16 protein-coding genes and 1 riboswitch are annotated in these 22,900 nt (G+C 40.7%); of the genes, 1 reads left to right on the top strand and 15 read right to left on the bottom strand.

All coding sequences use genetic code 11. The features are described from left to right. Nucleotides 1-32 precede the first annotated feature (32 nt). From LG336_RS02720 to nirB, 15 genes are all read right to left on the bottom strand, one after another. A complete protein-coding gene (locus LG336_RS02720) occupies nt 33-464 on the bottom strand; it encodes a MarR family winged helix-turn-helix transcriptional regulator (RefSeq protein ID WP_404331045.1) in 432 nt (143 codons plus the stop codon). Between the two features lie 384 nt (nt 465-848). Next, nucleotides 849-2,063: a homoserine dehydrogenase gene (locus tag LG336_RS02715; RefSeq protein ID WP_404331044.1), complete on the bottom strand. Its 1,215-nt coding sequence runs from the start codon at nt 2,061-2,063 to the stop codon at nt 849-851. A 126-nt stretch (nt 2,064-2,189) separates the two neighbouring features. Continuing rightward, a riboswitch (SAM riboswitch) is annotated at nt 2,190-2,303 on the bottom strand. Nucleotides 2,304-2,379: 76 nt separating this feature from the next. Continuing rightward, entirely contained in the window at nt 2,380-4,167 is a 1,788-nt protein-coding gene (locus LG336_RS02710; RefSeq protein WP_404331043.1) for an ABC transporter ATP-binding protein, read from the bottom strand. A 33-nt stretch (nt 4,168-4,200) separates the two neighbouring features. Next, a complete protein-coding gene (locus LG336_RS02705) occupies nt 4,201-5,925 on the bottom strand; it encodes an ABC transporter ATP-binding protein (protein ID WP_404333079.1) in 1,725 nt (574 codons plus the stop codon). 373 nt (nt 5,926-6,298) lie between these two features. Beyond that, entirely contained in the window at nt 6,299-6,871 is a 573-nt protein-coding gene (locus tag LG336_RS02700) for a thioredoxin family protein (RefSeq protein WP_404331042.1), read from the bottom strand. Between the two features lie 58 nt (nt 6,872-6,929). Next, nucleotides 6,930-7,418, bottom strand: a complete 489-nt coding sequence (locus tag LG336_RS02695) for a DinB family protein (RefSeq protein ID WP_404331041.1) — start codon at nt 7,416-7,418, stop codon at nt 6,930-6,932. Nucleotides 7,419-7,506: 88 nt separating this feature from the next. Further along, a complete protein-coding gene (locus tag LG336_RS02690) occupies nt 7,507-9,126 on the bottom strand; it encodes a long-chain fatty acid--CoA ligase (RefSeq protein ID WP_404331040.1) in 1,620 nt (539 codons plus the stop codon). A gap of 43 nt (nt 9,127-9,169) precedes the next feature. Next, nucleotides 9,170-10,258 (bottom strand): CaiB/BaiF CoA transferase family protein, encoded by a 1,089-nt coding sequence (locus tag LG336_RS02685; RefSeq protein ID WP_404331039.1) that lies wholly within the window; start codon nt 10,256-10,258, stop codon nt 9,170-9,172. 102 nt (nt 10,259-10,360) lie between these two features. Continuing rightward, complete coding sequence (locus tag LG336_RS02680; RefSeq protein WP_404331038.1) at nt 10,361-11,917, bottom strand: fatty acid--CoA ligase; 1,557 nt, start codon at nt 11,915-11,917, stop codon at nt 10,361-10,363. A 55-nt stretch (nt 11,918-11,972) separates the two neighbouring features. Then, nucleotides 11,973-13,130, bottom strand: coding sequence for a thiolase family protein (locus LG336_RS02675; protein ID WP_404331037.1), 1,158 nt, complete (start codon nt 13,128-13,130; stop codon nt 11,973-11,975). Nucleotides 13,131-13,165: 35 nt separating this feature from the next. Continuing rightward, nucleotides 13,166-14,311 carry an acyl-CoA dehydrogenase family protein gene (locus tag LG336_RS02670; protein WP_404331036.1) on the bottom strand — a complete coding sequence of 382 codons (1,146 nt, stop codon included), beginning with the start codon at nt 14,309-14,311 and terminating at the stop codon, nt 13,166-13,168. A gap of 556 nt (nt 14,312-14,867) precedes the next feature. Then, a complete protein-coding gene (locus tag LG336_RS02665; protein WP_404331035.1) occupies nt 14,868-15,635 on the bottom strand; it encodes a 3-hydroxyacyl-CoA dehydrogenase in 768 nt (255 codons plus the stop codon). A gap of 223 nt (nt 15,636-15,858) precedes the next feature. After that, the gene (gene cobA / locus LG336_RS02660) at nt 15,859-17,295 is read right to left on the bottom strand and encodes a uroporphyrinogen-III C-methyltransferase (protein ID WP_404331034.1); all 1,437 of its coding nucleotides are present in this window, start codon (nt 17,293-17,295) and stop codon (nt 15,859-15,861) included. 99 nt (nt 17,296-17,394) lie between these two features. After that, nucleotides 17,395-17,703 (bottom strand): nitrite reductase small subunit NirD, encoded by a 309-nt coding sequence (gene nirD / locus LG336_RS02655; RefSeq protein WP_404331033.1) that lies wholly within the window; start codon nt 17,701-17,703, stop codon nt 17,395-17,397. A 19-nt stretch (nt 17,704-17,722) separates the two neighbouring features. After that, on the bottom strand, nt 17,723-20,152 hold the full coding sequence (nirB, locus tag LG336_RS02650) for a nitrite reductase large subunit NirB (RefSeq protein ID WP_404331031.1): 2,430 nt from the start codon (nt 20,150-20,152) through the stop codon (nt 17,723-17,725). A 350-nt stretch (nt 20,153-20,502) separates the two neighbouring features. Here nirB and LG336_RS02645 point away from each other — a divergent pair, with 350 nt between their 5' ends. Next, nucleotides 20,503-22,899, top strand: coding sequence for a M14 family zinc carboxypeptidase (locus LG336_RS02645; RefSeq protein ID WP_404331030.1), 2,397 nt, complete (start codon nt 20,503-20,505; stop codon nt 22,897-22,899). Nucleotide 22,900 lies beyond the last annotated feature (1 nt).

The following is a 22,900-nucleotide window of genomic DNA, read 5'->3' as shown; positions in this document are numbered from 1 at the left end:
ATATATCTCCCCTTTAGTGATTTCTTTGAAGTTTAATGTTCACTTTGCTTGATGTAGCCAAGCCATTCAGTGATTAAACTTTGCAGTTCTTCTTGAGAATCTTTCGGGAACGAGGTTAATAACGCTTGATTGGCTTTATTAACTGCCTCTTCCCACTTCGGATATTCTTTTAATGCTTTCTTAGATAATTGAATATATTTTTTCCGTCTGTCCTGTCCAGAGTGCTGTTCAATATACTCCTGCTTTAGTAGCCTCTGAATTGTCCTTGTCATTGGTGGTGCTTCTACAGCGAGATATTGACAAAGCTCTTTTTGTGTCAACGTTCCTTGTTGCTTCAGTACAAATAGCACAGCCCATTGAGCATTATACAAACCAAAAGGTTCAAGTACCTCATTCAATTGCTTAGATAGCTCTCTTGAGAGCTGATGAACACCATGAAATAAAGTATGAGTATTATTTAACATAGAACCACCTTAGACATCTGTTTTTTTATGCAACATGTTATATTATAACATAAATTAGTTACTTAGGTAACTAATTTGGTTTTTTCAGTTTTTGCTTTAGGTTCTATCAACAAACTACAGCATTCTATCTACATTATTTTGTAGTCTATCTACATAATCTAGAGTTCTATCTACACAAATTTAGCGTCTATCTACAAAATATAGGATTCTAACTACAAACTACAGCGTTCTATCTAAACAATTTAGTAGTCTATCCACATCATTAAGAGTTCTATCTACACAAATCTCCCCTATATCTACAAACGATCAACTTATAACCTTAGTCCACCTTTTGGTTAGAGAACACAAAAAAACTGCCAGGTTTCCCCGACAGTTTCATGTTCCTTATACAGATTTTTTTAACTGAAATTCACCTAATACTTCAAAAAAGCTCGCCTGATGATTTCGTTTCCGCAGCGTTGAAATTGTTGGTTCATCAGCCTTTAGATATACGTGATTATCTGTCTGGGTAACAACTGAGACAGGTACACTTGTTAACTGTGCTTCGCCTGGATGAATCATTAACCAGTTTTGGTTACCTTTATCTTCTGCGCGCTCATCCTCCCCATTTGATAGAGGACAGAGCGTAACGGTATTCTGATTTCCTCGAACAACATGAATTAAATCCTCTATCACTGCACTAGCAGTAGGCAACATGCCAGCCCCAGGCCCTTGTAACGTTATCCGACCTACAATATCCCCTTCAATAGAGACAGAATTCTCAACACCTTCGATATTAAAAAGAGGATGCGTTTCGGTAACCAGTGTAGGGCGGACAGATCCTATAATAGTACCGTTAACTAACTGAATAGAGGCAATCAGTTTAAAGCGCAGCCCTAGCTTCTCGGCCCCTTTTATTTGTTCCTCAGTGATCCCAGTAATCCCTTCCCGAGGTACCATTGCCCACTCAGGTTTGCCTCCGAAAGCTATCTCACTTAAAATCATTAATTTATAAAAAGCATCGTACCCTTCTACATCGTTTGTTGGGTCTGCTTCAGCATACCCCTTTTCCTGTGCTGCCTGAAGAGCTGCAGAAAAGGATAAATCATTCGTTCTCATTTCACTAAGAATATAATTGGAAGTCCCATTTAAGATTCCTTCAATTTTTTTGATCTGATTAATATTTAGTAGCTGCTGCAGTGTTTGGATAACTGGTACTCCCCCTGCTACTGTAGCTTCAAAACCAACAGATACGCCGTTCTCCTTAGCAAGTTTTTGTAACTCACTTCCGTGTACAGCAAACATCTCTTTATTAGCCGTAATAATATGGCATTCTTTTTGGATTGCCTTTTGTAAATATGTAAGAGCTGGTTCTTGGCCCACAATTGCCTCAACAACAACATCAAGTTTCTCTAAATTAAGAATTTCCTCAAAATCATCGGTAACAAGGACTCTATTATCTATTTCACGGTTTTTATTTTTACTTTTCACCAAAACTGCCGCAACTTCTACTCTTTTCCCAAGAACTTTTGATAATTTCTCTTTGTGAGAGTTAATGGTTTTATAGACCCCTTCCCCCACTGTACCAAACCCCAAAATAGCTACTCTTATTGAAGACATTTATGTCACATCCCTTTCATTCGTTTCAGTGAGGAATTAAAAAAAGCGAAAATGCGCCCACTAGCATAGACAATTAAAATTGTAAAAAAAACAGGACCCTCTTCATAAGAAGAGGATCCCGCCCTCCCCTTATCTTTCAGGCAGAAAAACTGCCTGCAGGAATTAGCACCTTTTCAAGGAATTTCCTTGATGGTTGCCGGGCTTCATCGGGCCATGTCCCTCCGCCGCTCTCGATAAGAGTATTATATATATTCATATTATTCGATAATTCAATTAAAACTGATTGTATTATAGATTTTTCCAAGTGTCAAATACTTTATAGTGCTCTAGCATGATCCTTCCTAAGCTGGTTTTGATAAAGGCTGTGATAGAATCCCCGTTTCTTAAGTAATTCATCATGTGAACCTTGTTCAATAATCTGTCCGCTATCGACCACAAGAATTTGGTCAGCCTGTTGAATTGTATTCAAGCGATGGGCAATAATGAAGGAAGTTCTTCCTTTCATTAGCAGCTTTAAAGCTTCTTGAATTTTTATTTCAGTAATTGTATCGATACTACTCGTTGCTTCATCCAATATTAAAATAGATGGATCTGCAAGAATGGCTCGTGCGATCGACAATAGCTGTTTTTGACCTTGGGAAATGCCAGAACCATCCTGGCTGAGCTCCGTATCAAACCCTTTAGGCATTCTCTTTATAAAAGAATAGGCATTCGCCGCAATCGCTGCCTTCTCCACTTCCTCATCCGTTGCATCGAGCCGTCCATACCGGATATTTTCACGGATTGTCCCTTGGAATAAAAACGAATCCTGTAGCACGAACGCCATATGATTCCTTAGGCTCTCTCTTTGTATCTTTATACTGTCTTGGTCATCAAAGAGAATTTTACCGCTAACTGGTTCATAAAACCTAGTAATCAAATTAATAATCGTCGACTTCCCTGCACCCGTAGGACCGACAAGTGCGACACTTTCCCCTGGTTTAGCTATGAAAGTTAAATCACGTACAGTGTCTCCATCCTGCTCGTAGGCAAACGAAACATTACGAAATTCCACTTTTCCTTTAAGGGTAGAAATAGCCATTGAATGTTTTTCATCAGAGGTTTCCTCATGTTCATCAATAATGTCAAATACACGATCAGCGCCGGCAACAGCCGAAAGCAAGGTGTTAAACTGATTGGAGAGATCATTTAGCGGTCGTGTGAACTGTCTTGCATATTCGGTAAAAATGACAATGGTACCAATTGTGACCATCCCTCTTAGAGCAAAAAAACCACCAACGGCTGCAACAAATGTAAAACTCAAATTATTGAGTACATTCATTAGCTTAGGGATAAAACCTGCATAAACCTGTGCCCAATATCCAGCTTTTTTTACATTTTCACTTTTAACAAGCAATTCTGAAATGACTTTCTGCTCCTGGGAGAAGGCTTTAATAATCCTTTGCCCTGAAATGCTTTCCTCGATAAAGCCATTCAGTTCACCTAAGTGTTTTTGCTGCTCTTTATATAATCTTCCTGTCCGGTTTGTAATCCATTTCATTCCGAGAAACATTAACGGTACAATGGTCATCGTCACTAGTGTTAACAAAGGACTCAGCCACAGCATTACGGCAAGTGTCCCGATCAGGGTGAGTACACTAGCAAAGATTTGTATGACCGAACTGTTCAAAGTTGTACTGACATTTTCGATGTCATTCGTGACTCTACTCATCAACTCTCCAGATTGCCGCTTATCAAAAAAACGAATCGGGAGTTTATGGAGCTTTGAAAACAGCTGAGTTCTCATTGAAAAAACAGTTTCTTGGGCAATCCCAATCATCCAGTAATTTTGCAACCAAAGTGAAAGTGAATGCATTAGATAAACTAAAGCGAGACCAGCTAAAACGATGCCTAAACCGCTGGCATCTTGGGTAGAAAGATGGGTATCGATTGTTCTACCAATAATAAAGGGGCCAAGTAAGGCTAGAGCAGAGCTCAATACAACCATAATTAGAACGGCATTCAAAAGTTTTTTGTGAACGGCGAGGTATCTCCAGATTCTTCTTACTGTTTTCGTAACACTTCCCCTATCTACCTCATTAGATGTTTCTTTCTGCTGTTTCACACCAACTCACCTCTCTTATTTCAGCTTAATCCTTCAGCTTGATTCTGCTAAACCTAGTTGGGACTGATAGATATCTTGATAAAGCTTGGATTCTTTTAGTAAATCGTCATGATTACCAGCTGCAATGATTTCCCCATCCTCAAGAAGGAGAATGGAGTCCGCTTCTTTTGCAGTGCTAATCTTCTGAGTAATAATCAATGTAGTACATTTATAAGGCTTTATGGCCTCGAGTAATTTTGCTTCCGTTTTTAAATCTAGGGCACTGGTACTATCATCTAAAAGTAAGATTCGGGGCATTTTTATCAGCGCTCGTGCAATTGATAAACGCTGCTTTTGGCCACCTGATAGATTCACTCCCTTTTGTCCAAGCATGGTTTCATATTTTTGAGGAAGTGTTTCAATCGTTTCAAGAATTTGAGCATCCTTGGTCGCTTTCATCATTTCATCATAAGTGGCATCTTCTTTACCCCAAGCAAGGTTCTCTTTAATTGTCCCTGTAAAAAGTAACGCCTCCTGAGGTACATAGCCAATTTGTTTGCGTAAGTGATCAAACTCAAGAGTACTAACGTCTACACCGTCAATTTCAATCTTACCTTTGGTTGAATCGTACAATCTTGGAATCAATTGAAATAGAGAGGACTTACCAGAACCAGTTGCTCCTAACAATGCGACTGTCTCACCTGGGTTCGCACAAAAGTTGATATCCCTTAAAACGTCGGTTTTGGTACCTGGATAGCGAAAAGAAACATGTTTAAACTCAATTTTTCCACCGGCAAGATCGGCTGTTTCCAGTTTGTTGTTCCCGTCTGGTAGGTCTGACTCAGTTACGAGTACTTCCTCAATCCTATCAGTAGAAGCCATAGCTCGGGAAAACACCATGATAATCCATGAAAACATCGAAAATGCTTGGGTAATCCTTGCTGTGTAATTCACTACAGCAACCACTTCCCCGACGGTAACATTTCCATTCTGTATATCTATATTTCCGAACCAAAGGACAGCAAGGACTGTCAGATTCATAAAAAATAATAAAACTGGAATCGCTGTTTCCGTCACCCTCAAGGCAAAGACTGTCCGTTCCCTTAAGTCTTGATTGGATTGTTTAAACCTTTTTGATTCATGCTCTCCTCTTGAAAAGGCACGGATCAGTCTAATACCGGTGAGATTTTCGCGCATGACCATATTTACACGGTCCAATTTTCCCTGAACGATTTTAAACAATTTTGTCGATTTCTTCATAATCCAAATTAAAAAAAATAACAGTGGAGGGATCACCAAAATAAAACCGAGCGCAAGCTTTATATTTACGGTTAATGCCAAAACAATCCCACCGATGACTAGTAAAGGGGCACGCAACGCAATCCTTAAACACATAAACAATGTCATTTGGAGCTGGTTTACATCGTTGGTCATCCTGGTAATTAATGAGGAAGTAGGATAATGATTAAAGTTCGAAAACGAAAAGGCCTGGACTTTTTCAAAGAGACTTTTTCGAATATCAAAGCCGAAGTTCTGGCTTGCATAGGCCGCAAAAAATGAATTTGCAATTCCCGCCCCAAAAGCTAGCAACGAGAGTCCAAGCATCAACCCACCAATTTCTAGCACAGTTTGCAAGTCATTTTGCACAATTCCATCATCAATAATTTGCGCCATTAGCAGTGGTTGCCAAAGCTCTACTCCAAGCTCAACAAGCATAAGCAAAATAGCGATTATCATGGGAAAGCGGTATTGTTTTAATAAAGATAGCACTTTCATGATTGTGAACCTCCAGCATAAACATCAGTTGTTTTGGATATAATTATTTCGTTTAACGAAAGGTATGGTATAAAATGTATTATACTATCAATCCGCAAAAAAATTATCATTTTTGTGAAAATGGAGAAGTCTTTTTATAAAAGGCTGTTTTCGTAAAGATTGTTGTTAAAATTGTAAAAATCATAAAACCGATTTTTACTACCTAAAGCCGATTTTAACGCAAGATAAGCTATTTTGTACGTTATAGTAAGTTTGTAGCTCTTTTCTCATAATTAAAATGCTATTTATTAGAGAAACAAAGCCTTATCCATCCTATTTTGTATCCAAAAGCAACAAAGTGTGAGAAAAGAGCCTTACAAAAAAAACAATCTGCCTTTTAACGGACAGATTGTGCTTCTTTTATCGTATGAATGAGGTCTCTTGCAATTGCTGACCATAGCTCTCTGTTTTTTGTTAGATTTTGCTGGAAGTCTGGAATTGCTTTTTTAAAAGCTTCTTCAAATTCTGGTGTGCCTTTTGGTGGCAATGAACCAAATAACTCATCCGCTAACCTTTGGGCTTCTGGAGCACGAGGACCCCATTTTACAACTTCGTTTCCTTCTTTATCAATGAGAACAATAATTGGTATGGAGCGTGATTTACCATTTGTGAGATACCTGTCCATTAAATCTAAATTTTCATCGCGAACAAAGTATCTTGGCTCGATTAATGCTTCATTTGCTATTCTCATGAAGATTGGAAGGTTCACCATTGCATCTCCGCACCAATCAGCTGTTAAAATTAGAGCTCGTAGTCCCGATGGTTGAAATTCCTGAAGCAAAGCCTTGTACGAATCCTCCAAGTGAAATTCATTATATACACCAAGCATTTCTTCTTTATTTCTTTGCATGCTCGCTATGTATTCATTTTGTGTCATTCCATGTAGGAACCATTCATTAAGTGTTTTCATTTTTTCATCTCCTCCATTCTAAAAATGAAGAGGTACCCCTGAAGGCACCTCCTTTTAGTTATCTTACTAATAAGGTCTTCTTAATCTCTTCAATTTGCTCAAGGTGACGTTTTTCATGATTAGCAATAAATTCCAATGTCTGTTTCACACTCAGCTTTCCAAAAACCGGATGTGACAGAGGCTTTTCTGCAAGTATATCAGGATTTGTATTCCCTAACAAAGCAACTACTTTTTCCCTAGAATGATTCAACCTAGAAGTAAGCTCCTCTTTCGTTTTAAATTCCGAAGATGGCTCAATTGGAGATTTTGCCTTATGGGAACGGTCGGTCACGTAAGAAAGGTTCTTTTCCTTTACTTCCTCACTTGGACTTTGCAGGGCTGCATCTATTAGAGATAAAAAGTACGATTCGATTTGTTGTAAATGATGTAATACCTGAGCGATACTCCAACTATCTGTGTCAGGTGCCTTATTTAATTCATCATCGGATAAACCATTAATGCTAGCTAACACTTCATCTCTTGTTTCATTCAATTGCTTTAATACCATTCCCATTCACCTCACTAGTTTTTTAAGTCTCTGCTAAACGTGGCTGTTGATTTCCGCTCCAATCAACCCTGTGAAAAGCAATAAGGTACTACGAATTTTTAACAAGATGATCTTTTAACTGGTCACGAAGGGCGCGCTTTAAAAACTTTCCGACTGATGTTTTTGGAATTTCATCCATAAAAATAACGTCATCCGGGAGCCACCATTTTGCAAACTGTGGTGCAATAAAGTCTAGAATTTCCTGTTTCTCGACTTTGTCCTTATAAGGAGCTTTTAACACGACACAAGCAAGTGGTCGTTCTTGCCATTGTGGATGTGGAACAGAGATCACACTGGCTTCAAACACAGCTTCATGGGCCATCAAGGCATTTTCAAGGTCAACAGATGAAATCCATTCTCCACCACTTTTAATTAAATCCTTTGTCCGATCAACAAGCTTAATAACCCCTTCTTCATCAACGGTTGCAACATCGCCAGTATAAAGCCAGCCATCACGGAATGCATCTTTCGTGCGTTCATCACGGTAGTACTCATCAGCAATCCATGGACCACGGATTAATAATTCACCCATTTCTTGCCCGTTCCACTCTACTTCGCCATCCGCACTAATGACCTTCATCTCAAGCCCTGGTACGAGTAGCCCTTGTTTCGAGCGGATATCAAGTTTTTCCTCAATATCAAGATTTTCCTGATAGCTTTTTAACCTAGAAACCGTAACGAGCGGTGCTGTTTCTGTCATCCCATATGCATGTAGGAACGGAATATTGTATTTGGTTTCAAATGTTTTAATCATTCCACGCGGTGCTGCTGACCCACCACAAACGACTGCTCGTAAAGATGAAGTATCGTAGTTTCCGTTTTCAAGCTCATTCAGTACACCGAGCCAAATTGTTGGAACACCTGCTGTCAAGGTAACTTTCTCTTGCTCAATCAGTTCGGTTAACAATTTTGGGGTGAACTGTGGCCCTGGCATAACCTGAGTGGACCCAAACCATGCTGCAGCAAATGGTAGACCCCAGGCATTTACATGAAACATTGGGACGACAGCCAAACAAACATCACTTTCCGAAAGCCCAACCGTATCTGCTAACCCCATAGTATAACTATGGAGAACAATACCGCGGTGCGAATAGATAACGCCCTTTGGATTTCCAGTCGTTGCAGATGTGTAGCACATTCCAGCTGGAGCATTTTCATCAATATCCTTTACAAACTCAAAACCCGGATCTCCTTCTTTTACTAATTCCTCATAGGAGTATACAGGTGAAAGGGTCGTTTCTGGTAATTCATCTTTATCAGTCATGATGATATAGGCTTTTACCGATTTAAACTTTTCATTTACCCTCTCTACCAGAGGTAACAAGTCTTCATCAATCATTAAAACTTTATCTTCGGCGTTATTGATAATATAAGAGATATGTTCAGGTGATAAGCGAATATTGATTGTATGCAATACAGCTCCCATCCCTGGTGCTGCGAAATAGGCCTCTAAATGTCGGTGATGATTCCATGCGAATGTACCTACCTTATCTCCCTGCTCGACCCCTAGCTTCTCTAGGGCGCTTGCAAGTCTACGAGTTCGTTCACCGATTTCCTTATAAGTGAACCGGTGAATTCCAGAAAGTGTTCTTGAAACAACCATCTTTTTGGGGAAAAATTTCTCCGCTCTCTCTAAAAGTGACCCTACCGTCAATGGAACATTCATCATTGGCATTCATACTCCTTTCGTATTCAACTCATTATTAAGACTATTAATCTTTGATAACTTCAAAGTTATGCTCCCCTACTGCTGGGGGTAACGCTTGTGAATCCCCTTCTAAATCGCTATGCATCTTCACTTGTCTTTCTCCCAATGGAGAATCGTAAATAATCCCGCGCTCACGGAAGTAAGGATATTCAGCTAATTCCCCCGCTTCTAAAACTGGGGCTAAACAACAATCGAACCGTTGGCCAAACTCTGTCCATTCTGCTAGAGTTTTACTTTTAAATAATTCCTGTAGTTCTAGATATACCGGGTTTTGTGGAATGGTTTTTGAAAAATGAGCTACCACCCAATCCTCACGTCCAACTGCATGGCAAAAGTGATGCCAAAACTTCGGTTCTAGCGCTCCCATGCTTACGTACCTTCCATCCTTCGTTTCGTATAAGCCATAGGAGACAATCGTGCCATTTAAAACAGCTACTCCCTGTGAATAGCCTGTTTTTTGTTCAATCAAAACATGGTTGGTCATAAATGACACCATCGTATCTGTTAGAGAAAGGCAATGATAGCTGCCTTCCCCCGTTTTGGAACGAGAAACGAGCCCAGCAAGGATCCGTTCAGCTGCAGCCATCCCGCCAATAAAGTCAGCAAACGTATTCGATGGGTGAATAGGTCGACCCTCTCGATCCTTCAGTTGAGCAAGGATGCCACTTAAAGCCATATAATTCAAATCATGACTTCCCAACTCTGCCATCGGCTCTTCCATTCCGTACCCTGTTATCGAAACATAGACGACCCTTGGGTTAATTTTTTTTACCTCATCATAACCTAGCCCAAATTTCTCCATCACTTTAGGACGGAAGCTTTCAATCACTGCATCTGCATTGGAAATTAGCTGTAACGCCGTATTTCTACCTTGTTCCGTTTTTAAATTAAGTGAAATGCTCTTCTTCCCGCGATTTTGAGCAAGAAAAACTGGCCCTATTTCCCCATTTGGAGAAACTCCTGTACTTCTAGCAGGATCTCCTGTTGGCGGTTCAATTTTAATAATCTCCGCCCCCATATCGGCCATTCTTAATGTTGCATAAGGTCCGGGAAGATAGTTTGTAAAGTCAATGACTCTAATTCCCTCTAACATGCTTTTCCCTCTCAATCATATGCCAATCATCTGAAAAGCTTTCTCTCTTTTCTATGAATCTTTGCCTTCCGATAAACAGTAACTGCCTTTTCTAGGTTGGTTTTATGAGTATAATTCCTCCAATTGTTTACGTAGCATGAATTTTTGTATTTTCCCACTCGCATTCCTTGGCAATGCATCTACGAAAATATATTTACGTGGCCGCTTATAGTTTGCTAACTTATCACTATTTTTACAAAGTGCCTCCAGCTCATCTTCTGTCAACGTTGGGTCTTTTTTTACAACGAACGCCGTGACCAGTTCACCCCAGCGTTCATCCGGTTGACCAATAATAGCAACATCTAACACACCTTTATGCTCATAGAGAATGTCCTCAACCTCACGGGGATAAATATTTTCACCACCTGAGATAATCATATCGTCGACGCGGTCTTTTACCCATAAATAGCCGTCGTCATCAAGATAGCCAATATCCCCAGAATGGTACCACCCTTTGTATAATGCATGTTCAGTCGCTTCCGGACGATTATAATATCCAGTCATCATGCAGGGTCCTTGGACAATGATTTCACCATTTTCACCAGGTGGCATCCGATTGTCAGGGTCTGAAGGGCCATCTTCACATGGTTTGACTACACGAATCTCATGATTTAAACAAGCCTGACCAGCTGATCCTGCTTTTGTTAGTTGGTCATCCTCTGATAAGAAGGAAATAGCAGGTCCCATTTCAGTCATCCCATAAGCTTGAACGAGTGCGACACCTAGCTGTTCTTGGCAAGCACGAACAAGCGCTGGAGCCATTGGTGCTGCTCCATATAAACCTAATGTAAGACTATCAAGCTTGTATTTACTTAAGTCTTCCTGTAAAAGCATGTTCCACATTGTTGGAGCGGCAAACAGCTTTGTGATATTTTCTGATTCCACTAACTCTAGTACTCTTTGTGCTTGAAATTGATGAAGGATAACATTCTTTGCCCCTACGTGAACACGAGGGAGATATGCGCAATGCAGCTCAGCGCAATGAAACATTGGGGCAGTTACTAGTCCAATATCATGAGGATTTAACTTGGTGGCATTGATGACAATTAAGCTTTGTTCGGCCATATCACGGTGTAGGTGCATTACGCCCTTTGGACGCCCAGTTGTTCCACTCGTGTACATGATGGCATATAGGTCGTTTTCAAAAACTTCAGCATTTATCGTTGTTCTTTTAGATGATTGGACCTTTTCATGATAACTAGCTGCATAATCAGGGGTGTTATCATCGATAAACCAGAAGGCACTTTTCGGAAAGCGTTGTTCAATCGCAGTGATGGTATTCTCTAGGGCCTTTTCAAAAATAACCACCTTTGGTTTTGCGTCTTCAAGAATATAAGCAACTTCCTCTGCCATTAAGCGGAAGTTGATTGGGTTGAACACTGCACCAATTTTGGCACAAGCGAAAAAGGTTGTTGCTAGCTCTTCCGTATTAAATAAGTAAGTTGAAACAAGATCTCCTTTTTTGACTCCTTCATCCAAAAGCGCATTCGCCAGTCTATTTACTTCAACATTCCATTCGCTGTAAGTCATACGCAAATTTTTACGAACATCATAGACGGCTTCTTTCTCCGGATACTTTTGAACAGTTAAATCAAAAATTTTGCCAATCGTTGTGGTCATTGGCTTGCCTCCTTTGTTTAGAAACTATTAAACAGGCTTAAAGTCCTGAGATAGTTTATCCCCGAATCCGTTCAATGATGGTTGCGTTCGCCATTCCATGACCTTCACACATGGTCTGTAATCCGTAGCGACCTCCAGCTCGTTCAAGTTCATGCATCATCGTCACCATTAACCTCGCCCCACTTGCTCCAAGAGGGTGTCCTAAAGCAATGGCTCCACCGTTTGGATTTAGCTTCTCCGGGTCTGCGCCAATTTCTTTCAACCATGCCATAGGTACAGAGGCAAAGGCTTCATTCACCTCAAAAACATCAATATCATCAACCGTAAGACCCGCTTTTTGGAGAACCTTTTGGGTCGCAGGAATTGGACCTGTAAGCATCATCGTTAGATCTGAGCCAACAACAACTCTACTATGAACCCGGAACCGAGGTTTTAACCCTAACTCTTCTGCCTTTTCCCTCGACATAAGAAGGAGAGCAGCCGCTCCATCACTTATTTGGCTCGAATTTCCAGCATGGATGACACCATCTTCTTTAAACACGGTCTTTAATCCGGCCAATACCTCTACGCTAGTTCCTTCTCGTGGACCCGAGTCCTCCCGAATCAAAACTGTCTCTCCATTCTCAAGCGTCACTTCTAACGGCATGATTTCTCGATCGAAATACCCTTCAGCTTGAGCTTTTAAAGCACGCTGATGACTTTCTGTCGAAAATTCATCAAGTTCTTCTCTTGTAAAACCATAGGCTTCAGCAATCCGCTCTGCGGATAACCCTTGGTGAATCATTTCATATTTTTCACGCAACTGTGGACTAAATGGCTGTGCATCGCCATAGTTTGAACCCATTGGAACTCGCGACATGCTTTCGACTCCACCGGCAATGACGACATCCATGTCTCCAGCTAAAATAGCTTGTGCTGCAAAATGGACCGCTTGTTGACTTGAACCACATTGACGGTCGATTGTCGTTCCTGGCACTTCAATTGGAAAGCCTGCAGTTAGTGCTGCAACTCTCGCAATATCTCCTGCTTGTTCACCCGCTTGTGATACACACCCAAAGATGACATCTTCCACAAGTCCAGCCTCAATACCAGCTCGTTTAACAAGCTCCTGAAGCACCTCTGCAGCAAGAACATCAGGACGAATATCTTTTAAAACCCCATTCCTTCTTCCTACGGGAGTTCTTACTGCTTCAACAATCACGACGTCTCTCATCTTTTATCCTCCTTTTTATAATGCAGTTGTTTTCTCTATAACCCTAGGTTTTTAGCAATAATCGTTTTCATAATTTCATTGGTACCCGCATAAATGCTTGCCACTTGGATATCTCGGAATCTTCTCGCAATCTCGTATTCTTCCATATAGCCGTATCCACCGTGAAGCTGCATACAATCAGTCGCCATCTTTCTTGCGTTTTCAGTTAGCTTCCATTTGGCCATCGATACTTTTGTGACGACATCTTTGCCTTCGATATGCTCAGCAATTAACTGATCTAGAAATGCACGCCCCATTTCAAGATCAGTGGCCATTTCGGCCAGTTTAAATTGTGTATTTTGAAACTTTCCAATCGGCTTTCCAAACGCTTCTCTACTTTTTACATATTCTAGTGTATGAGTAAACATTACCTCAGCAGCAATCTGGGCTGCAATCGCAACAACCAATCTTTCTTGCTGAAGCTTATCCATTAGGTAAAGGAATCCCTTCCCCTCTTCCCCTATCAGATTCTCCTTTGGCACACGACAATCTTCGAAAATCAACTCGGCGGTATCTTGGCAGTGGAGGCCTACTTTGTTTAGCTTTCTTCCTCTTGAAAATCCTGGTGTATCACGCTCAACAACGAGTAAGCTTACACCCTTATGTTTTGGCTCCGCTTTTGAATCTGTTTTGCAGGCTACCACAATTAGATCTGATTGAATTCCGTTCGTAATAAATGTTTTTTGTCCATTCAGGAGATAGTGGTCTCCTTCAAGAATAGCAGTCGTTTTAATATTGGCTAAATCCGAGCCGGTCCCAGGTTCTGTCATGGCAATCGCCGTGATGAGTTCGCCTGTCGTACAACGAGGCAACCAACGCTGCTTTTGCTCTTTTGTCCCGAAGGAATTGATGTACGGAACGACAATATCATTATGTAGACCAAGACCAACAAGCCCAGAACCTACCCGTTCAAGTTCTTCATTAATGACTACAGCATAGCCCCAATCAACATTGCTACCGCCATATTCTTCGTCAAGATCCGGACATAAAAAACCCTGTTCGCCCATTTTGGTCCAGAACGACCTTGGGATCATTCTCTCCTCTTCCCATTTTTCATAATATGGATATGCTTCTTTTTCTAAAAATTTTCTGATAGATTTACGAAAAATTTCGTGTTCCTTGTTTAAATATGGATGCTTCATCTTTTTGTCCCCCTCACCTGTAATCGCTTTCAAATCTGAGTAAAGGCATTTTTTCACACCTAAGGTACAACCATATTGATGGTGAGCCTATGTGAAACAAAGTCTATCTTGGCCATTATCTTTATTTTAACTGAAAATTTAAAATGTTTTTAGTGATTTCAAGATTTTTTTGTATTTCTTATGGGAAATTAAAGCATTTTAGGATAATAGTTTAGGGTATGCCTTCGAATGAGGCTTCTATTTTACTGTTTATCCTCTTTCTGGGCTCGTTCGGGTAATCAGAAGCTCTCTATTTTACCGTTCTCCTTCTTTCTGAACTCATTCGGGCAATTAGAAGCCCTCTATTTTACTGTTCTCTTTCTTTCTGGGCTCGTTCGAGCAATTAGAAGCTCTCTATTTTACCGTTCTCCTTCTTTCTGAACTCGTTCGGGTAATTAGAAGCTCTCTATTTTACCGTTCTCCTTCTTTCTGAACTCGTTCGGGTAATTAGAAGCCCTCTATTTTACTGTTCTCTTTCTTTCTGGACTCGTTCGGGCAATAGATGCAACCCTCCATCCTACTTCGGCTGCATGCGGATGGCCCCATCTAAACGAATGGTTTCGCCGTTTAGCATTGGATTCTCGATGATGCTAGAAGCTAGTTGAGGGTATTCCTCGGGGACCCCTAGACGAGATGGGAATGGAACCATTTTACCTAGTGCGTCTCTTGCTTCTTCTGGGAGGGTATCAAACATCGGCGTATGAAATAATCCCGGGGCAATGGTCATGACACGAATTCCATGAGCAGCAAGCTCTCTGGCAATCGGCAAGGTCATCCCGACAATTCCACCCTTTGAAGCACTATAAGCAGCTTGACCAATCTGACCCTCAAAAGCAGCTACTGAGGCAGTATTGATGATTACCCCCTTCTCCCCGTTAGCATTGGCCTCATTTTTCGACATGGCTTCAGAAGCGAGACGAATTACATTAAAAGTCCCAATGAGATTAATAGAAATTACCTTAGAAAAGATTCCAAGGTCATGAACCCCCTTTTTTCCAAGAACCTTACTAGCCGCGCCGATCCCAGCACAATTCACAACAGTATTGATGCTACCAAAAGCATTCGTTGCTTTTTCAATTGACGTGCTCACCTCAGTTTCACTGGTAACATCTGTTTTTATAAAAAGGACGTTCCCACCAAGTTCTTCTGAAAGTGCATTGCCACGTTCTTCCGATAAATCCAAGATAGCGGCTTGCCCACCATTTTGTACAATTCTCCTCACGGTGGCCTCCCCTAGGCCTGAAGCACCCCCAGTCACAATCGCCTTTACAGCTTCCATTTTCAATTGAATTCCCCCTTCAATCTATTTGGTACTCTATATCCATCCTATCGAATAGCATCAGACCTGGCAACATTAAAGATAGAAAATTCAAATAATTATTTACAGTCTTTCATGCGTTAATCTACTTATTTATATGTAAAAGCAAAAGAGAAGCATGACACTGCTTCTCTTTACTTGTTTATCTTATTAATAGACTTTCAATCCTATGATTGAAATGTTCATTCATTTATTTTCGCAAACAGTTGATAACCCCTTCTTTAGATGGGGTTTCTGGAACAAGATCAGCTTGATAAGAAAACTCTTGTAAGCTGGCTTTCGATTTGTCACCTAGACAAACAATTTGAGCTTTTTCTAGAAGCTCTTTTCCAACGAAACCTTTATCTACTCCTTCTTCCATAAACACCTTCACGGCACCAGAAGATGGGAGCAAAATGGTATTAACTTGTGCCTCATCAAGCATTCTCGCAATTAAAGGAAGAAAGCTTTCGTCGACTTTCTTATAACTTGTCAGATAAAAGTCACGCTGTACATATTGCTGTTGCTTATAATTGTCCCCGACAACAAGTAAATGTTCCAATTCGTTCAATTCGTCCAAATGTCTAGCAAGTAATCCTTTTTCATGAATCGCATTTACTGACTTAGTTGATTCACCAAAAAGGGTGGCCGTGATAGAACGAATGTCAATCCTTTGGTCCAGAAGATCTCCAAAAAATTCTGTCACACTTTCAGGCGAGGTGAAAAGAATATTTTTATAAGAAGAGATTTTATCTAAAATCTCGGCATTAACTGGCATTTTTGTTCTAGTCCATCTCGGAAATTCAATCACATCAGCCCCTTGATTGATTAATTCTTTTGCTAACGGGCTTTCATTTGTACCGGTTCTGGCTAGGAGAATTTGCCGGCCAAACAACGGCTTTTGTTCAAACCAACTCAATCTTTTCCGGACCGAAACAATATCGCCGACTAACGTAATCGCAGGGTTTTTAAAATTTACCTTCTTAGCCTTTTCAGCAATATTTTCGAGCGTACCCTCAAGGGTTTGCTGCCGGCTAAAAGTACCCCAACGTACTAATATTACAGGGGTATCTGCAGGTTTTCCATGCTTAATAAGATTTTCAGAGATATATGGAAGGTTAGAAATTCCCATGTAAAAGGCAATGGTGTCTATCCCGGTTGCAAGGCTGGCCCAATTGAGGTTTGGTTGCCCTTCCTTTGACTTATCATGGGCAGTAATGATAGCGAAACTTTCACCAAACTCCCGGTGCGTAACTGGAATCCCCGCATATAATGGGGCAGCGATTCCTGAGGTTATGCCAGGAACCATTTCATAAGGAATAGAATGTTCAGCTAGAGCAGCTGCCTCTTCTCCTACCCTTCCAAACACCCCTGGATCACCGCCTTTTAAGCGGACAACCACATTACCCTGTAATCCTTTTTCGACTAACAAAGAATTGATGGCTTCCTGTCGTAAAACATGACGATCGGGAAGCTTTCCACAGTAAATTAGTTCACAGCCAGCAGGGGCATATTCAAGAAGTTTTGGATTCGCAAGCCGGTCATATAAAATAACATCTGCCTGCTTAATTGCCTCCATTCCTTTTACGGTTATAAGCCCTACATCCCCAGGACCTGCTCCAACTAAATACACTTTTCCCGTCTTCATGGCCACGTCATCCTTCCAAATTTGCTTGAATTAAAACTGACTCTCTTTCCGAATCTCTAAAAAAAGAGAGAACAGGTTGTTCTCTCTTACTGTTAATCATTACTTTACGATAAAAACCTGCTCTTTGTCTCGCTCTATTTGATAATTTTTTACTTTTCCTTCATCAGGAGCCTGAACCTTCCCACCCTGCAAGGATATTTTCCAGTCATATACTGGACAAAATACATATTCTCCGCTGACTAGCCCTTCACTAAGCGTACCACCCTTTGGATGTGGGCTTTTATTTTCAATCGCTTTTACTTCTCCGTTTGACAATCGAAACAATACAATTTCTTCCCCATCAAGCTGAAAAACCTGTCCTACTCTTTCTGGCAATGCGTCGTAGTCTGTGAGATAAATTTTTGTCATTGCCCATCCCTCCCTTTTTTCAAACTAATACTGGAACTTCGCGTTTTTGATAGTATTTTTCCTGAATCTCTTTACTTTTGATTGCCTCGTTCCAAGGTTCGTTGTATTTTAGAAGCGTTTTGTCTAATCTTTCATTCAAAGATTTTCTTGTGGTTTCATCTGCTAAGAATTCTTTCACGTGATCTAATCCAACTCGTTCTACCCATTTTGAAGTTCGTTCAAGGTAATGGGCTGTTTCACGGTAATATTGCATAAATGCTCCAATCAACTCAATGACCTCTTCTTTTGTTTTAACAGTTTCTAATAAGTCTCCAGCACGAAGGTCTGTTCCACCATTTCCTGCTACATAGATTTCCCAGCCACCAGCAATCCCAACGACACCGAAATCTTTAATACCTGCTTCCGCACAGTTTCTTGGGCAAGCTGACACACCCATTTTTACTTTATGCGGTGTATCAAGACGTTCAAATTTCTTTTCTAGCTCGATGCCAAGCCCCATTGAATCCTGAGTACCAAAGCGGCAGAACTTTGCACCAACACAAGTTTTAACCGTACGTAATGTTTTTCCGTAAGCATAACCTGAATCCATTCCTAGATCTTCCCAAACCGCAGGTAGATCCTCTTTCTTAACTCCATATAACCCAATCCGTTGACCACCTGTTAGCTTTAAAAGTGGAACCTCATATTTTTCGGCTACCTCAGCGATTCTTTTTAGATCCATAGCTGAAGTTACCCCACCATACATTCTCGGGATAACAGAATAAGTTCCATCCTTCTGGATATTCGCATGCATTTTTTCATTCACTAAACGTGAATCCCGATCATCTTGATATTCATCCTGAAGAATCATTCCTAAATAGTAATTCACTGCAGGACGACATTTTGTGCAGCCTTCCTCCTGCTTCCATTCAAGGACACTCATCACTTCCTTAACACTTGTTAACCCTTTTTCCTTTATTTCTGCTACGACTTCATCCCGGCTTAAAGTTGTACATCCACAAAGGGCGGTTTTCTTTTCAGCTTCTTTAAACTTATCCCCAAGAGTATAAGCTAGAATATCAGCAATCTGTGATTTACAGCGACCACAAGAACGTCCAGCGTTCGTACAGGCACCGACTTCATCAACAGAAGTAAGTTCTTTTGTCTGAATCGCCTCGACAATGGTTCCCTTCGAAACCCCGTTACAGCCACAAACAATTTCATCGTCGGCCATACTAGCGACATCATTGGAATCAGAAGCACCACCGCAACAGCCAGATTCTAGAATCGAAACGCTCGTCATTCCGCTAACATCCTCTTTATTTACGAGCATTTTAAACAATCTCGAACTATCTTTTGTATCACCGTAAAGAACGATACCGGAGATACGATTATCCCTGATGACAATTTTTTTATAGACACCGTCAAATTCGTTATGAACCTTGATTGATTTTGTGTACTTATCGTCTTCAATTTCCCCAGCGGAAAAGAGATCGACACCAGAGACCTTTAATCCAGTCCCGACAATTGAACCCTCATACGGCTTTGTTTCAGCACCACATAGAGCAGACGCGAGAACTTTTCCTTGTTCATATAACGGGGCAACTAGTCCGTAAACCATCTCCCTATGCTCGGCACACTCACCGACTGCAAATACATTTGGAACACTAGTCTGCATAAAATCGTCCACCACGATTCCACGGTTTACGTAAATACCACTCTCTTCCGCAACTTGGACATTTGGTTTAATCCCCACTGACATGACCACTAAGTCGGCATCAATTTCAGTCCCGTCCGTAAATCGTAAGCCAGTTACTCGCTCTTCCCCTAAAATTTCAGCAGTTTGCTTTTCCATGATAAAATGCATGCCCTGGGCTTCTAGTTCGTCTTTCAGCATTTTTGAAGCTATTGAATCCAACTGACGTTCCATTAAATCGGGCATTAAGTGGATAACATCTACTTCCATGCCAAGATTTAATAAGCCACGAGCTGCCTCTAGCCCTAGTAAGCCACCACCAATTACAGCTGCTTTTTTATATTTCTCGGCAGATTTGATCATCGCTTCACAATCTTGGATATCACGAAACCCTGTTACACCTTGCTTATCTGCACCCGGTATTGGAAGAATAAATGAACTAGAGCCTGTTGCAATGATAAGTTCATCATAGGCTACTACGCGCCCTTTATCAGAAATAACCTCTTTTTGGTCAGTATCTATGCTAACGATGGCCTCACTTGTAAACAATTCAATTTGATTTTCTTTATACCAATTCCAGCTATTCATGATGATGTCATCTACAGTTGTGTCTCCTTGAAGAACCGTTGATAACTGTATGCGATTATAGTTTGGGTGTGGTTCATGACCAAATATCGTAATCTGAAAAGCCTCAGGGGCAAGTTTCAAGATTTCTTCCACTGTTCTAACTCCCGCCATACCGTTCCCAATCATCACCAATTTTTTCTTACTCATATTGGTCTCCCCCTAATCATCTATTTGCACGTTATTAAGCGTTTATATTATTTTCTTTATGATTAGATTGTATTTCTTTCGTGAGAATAAGTTTGTGAAAAATATCACAGAAACTAACACTTGTTCATTATTTCACAAATGTGTCATATTTTTAGCAGGGCCAGATTTGTTTCACACACTCCTTATTAAAAAAATTAGGCCAAGAGCACTAGTTTGCATATTAAACTCATTTTGAATGTAGGAATTATAGTCTTATTTCACTATTGTCACTTCAAACGACTTGTAATAAAATACTGTTTACTGGATATTTATACATAATATTTTATTTTAATACTATTGGAGGGTTTGAGTTGAAAAAGAAAAAAGTGATAACAGGTTTACTAGCAGCTAGTCTTTTCGTGTCTGTTCCCATCACGCCTGCTCTAGCAGGTCCTATAAAATGGGTCAACGTAAACGTAAATGAAGAACAAGATGGCAGCCTATTTAATAGTGAAAACTATGACTTTATGAAGTTCTCTGAGATTGGTAAAAAACTAGAGGAAATTAATAAGCAGTCGAATCGTGTGAAGGTGGAGGTTACAGGAACTTCCTCACAAGGATACCCGCTTTACGTTGTAACAATCGCCGATCCTAAATCACAAGGGAAGTTCGGAAAAATCCAATCTTTAAGAAAGCAAATGTTTAAAAACCCTGAAAAAGCTCAGGATTGGATTGCGAATAACCCTGATTTTAAGGTGCCGATTATGATCAATGGGTCAATTCATGGAACTGAATTTGTCGGAACCGATGCAGTCATGCAGTTGATTGAGAGATTTGCTCTTGATAACGATGCTGAAACAAAAGAAATCTTAGAAAATAACATTCTTATTTTTAACGTTGTTCAAAACCCTGACGGTCGAGTAGATGCAACCCGTTTTAATGGAGAAGGAATTGACTTAAACCGTGACTTCATTACTCAGTCACAACCAGAAACACAGCAAACCGTAGAACTACTAACAGAATGGAATCCAATGGTGTTCCTTGATACCCATGGCTATGTGAAAAATTATGGTCCAAACCTACAGGGACTGATTGAACCTTGTACGCCGCCACATAATCCAAACTATGAATATGACTTATATGAAGATTGGGCTATGAGCCAGGCAAAAGCGATGGAAGCGGAAATTATGGCAGATAAAGACTCATTCGAAGGGAATCTTTATAAATCTATGGAAGGCTCCTACATCCCACAACGTGACGATGCTGCAGGTTGGGACGATTATCCACCAATCTTTACGCCAATGTATGCAATGTATCATGGTGCCTACGGCCATACATTAGAGGCTCCGACTAATGATGAAGATGGTGTTCGCTGGATGTATAACGCCATCATGGGTTCTTTGAAATACGCAACAGAGAACAAACAAGAAATGATTACCGATCAAATCGAAATGTTCAAGCGCGGCATTAATTTTGACCACCCCTTCCATGACGAAGGTCATTTTCCAAATGCCTACATCCTTCCAGTTGGTGAGAACGATCCTACTGTGACAGAAAAAGCGGTTAATCATTTGCTGAAAAATGATATTGAAGTTGTTCAAGCTTCGAAAGCTTTTATCGCTGATGGAAAGGATTATGCTAAGGGAACGTATATCGTTCAAATGGACCAAGCAAAAGCTGGACTTGCGAATACCATGCTTTGGGATGGAGAAGATATCTCGAATGACACTCCATCAATGTACGATATTTCTGCATGGAGTCTTCCTGAACTATGGGGCTTTGAAGCAAATGCAGTCCATGAGGCTGTAAATGTAGTAGCTTCTAAGGTTAATAAAGTAGTCGGTCAGGGTTCAGTTTCAGGTAATGGACCATTCTTAATTCCGAATAGTTCTGTAAAAGCAGTTGAACTTGCAAATACCCTTTTAAGCCAAGGCGTAACAGTTAATCGTGATGCAGAAGGAAACTTCTATGCGGATGCAGCGGCAAATAAGATTTCTGCAGCAGTTAAAGAGTCAGGCTTAAAGATTGGTACTGCGAAAGTACCAGCAGATGCGGAAGCAATAGAAAGCTTGAATGTTGCGATTTTAAAAGATGGTGGCATGGGGAAAGTTCAGTCTCACTCCGGAACAAAACTAGCATTGAAACGTCTCGGCTTTAATGTGACTGAAGTGACGCCTATTGAGGTTGCGACTACAGGACTAACTGGGTTTGATGTGTTTGTTTATAGTGGAACTGAAAGCTTAATTTCTACGAACCTTAGCACAGCGAACAAAGAGTTCGGATTTGAAAACGCTGGGCAACTAGCGACTTTTAAAGAGAATGTGAATACATTTTTAGATAATGGCGGCAAATACATTGCTGTTGGTGCTGGAGCATCCCGTGCAACAAAAACGCTCGGCCTTACAGACAATGAGATTAAGACTGCAGGCTCTAATAGCAACGGAATCGTAAAGGTTGATTACAATGGTGAAGGATTAACTGCAGGCTATTCACAAGATGATTTAGGTTTCGTTTACCGCCCTGTTTGGTACACCGAGTTAAATGGTGATGAAGTCGCAGCAACAATCGCCGATTCAGAAGACTTCTTCGTTGCAGGACACTGGGCAGATAATAATGAACGTCTTCCAAAGAAGGCTGAAGCGCAAGGCCAAGCTATCATTGTAAAAGAACAAAACAAGGACGTTACGCTCATCGGTCTCGAAGCAGGCTTCCGTGACCACACTGATTACCTGTTCCGTCTACTATCGAATACAATTTTTACAAAATAAC

This window comes from Mesobacillus maritimus (assembly GCF_044803185.1).
In the GTDB taxonomy this organism is placed as follows: domain Bacteria; phylum Bacillota; class Bacilli; order Bacillales; family Cytobacillaceae; genus Mesobacillus_B; species Mesobacillus_B maritimus_B.
This window is presented reverse-complemented; position numbering and strand designations above follow the sequence as displayed.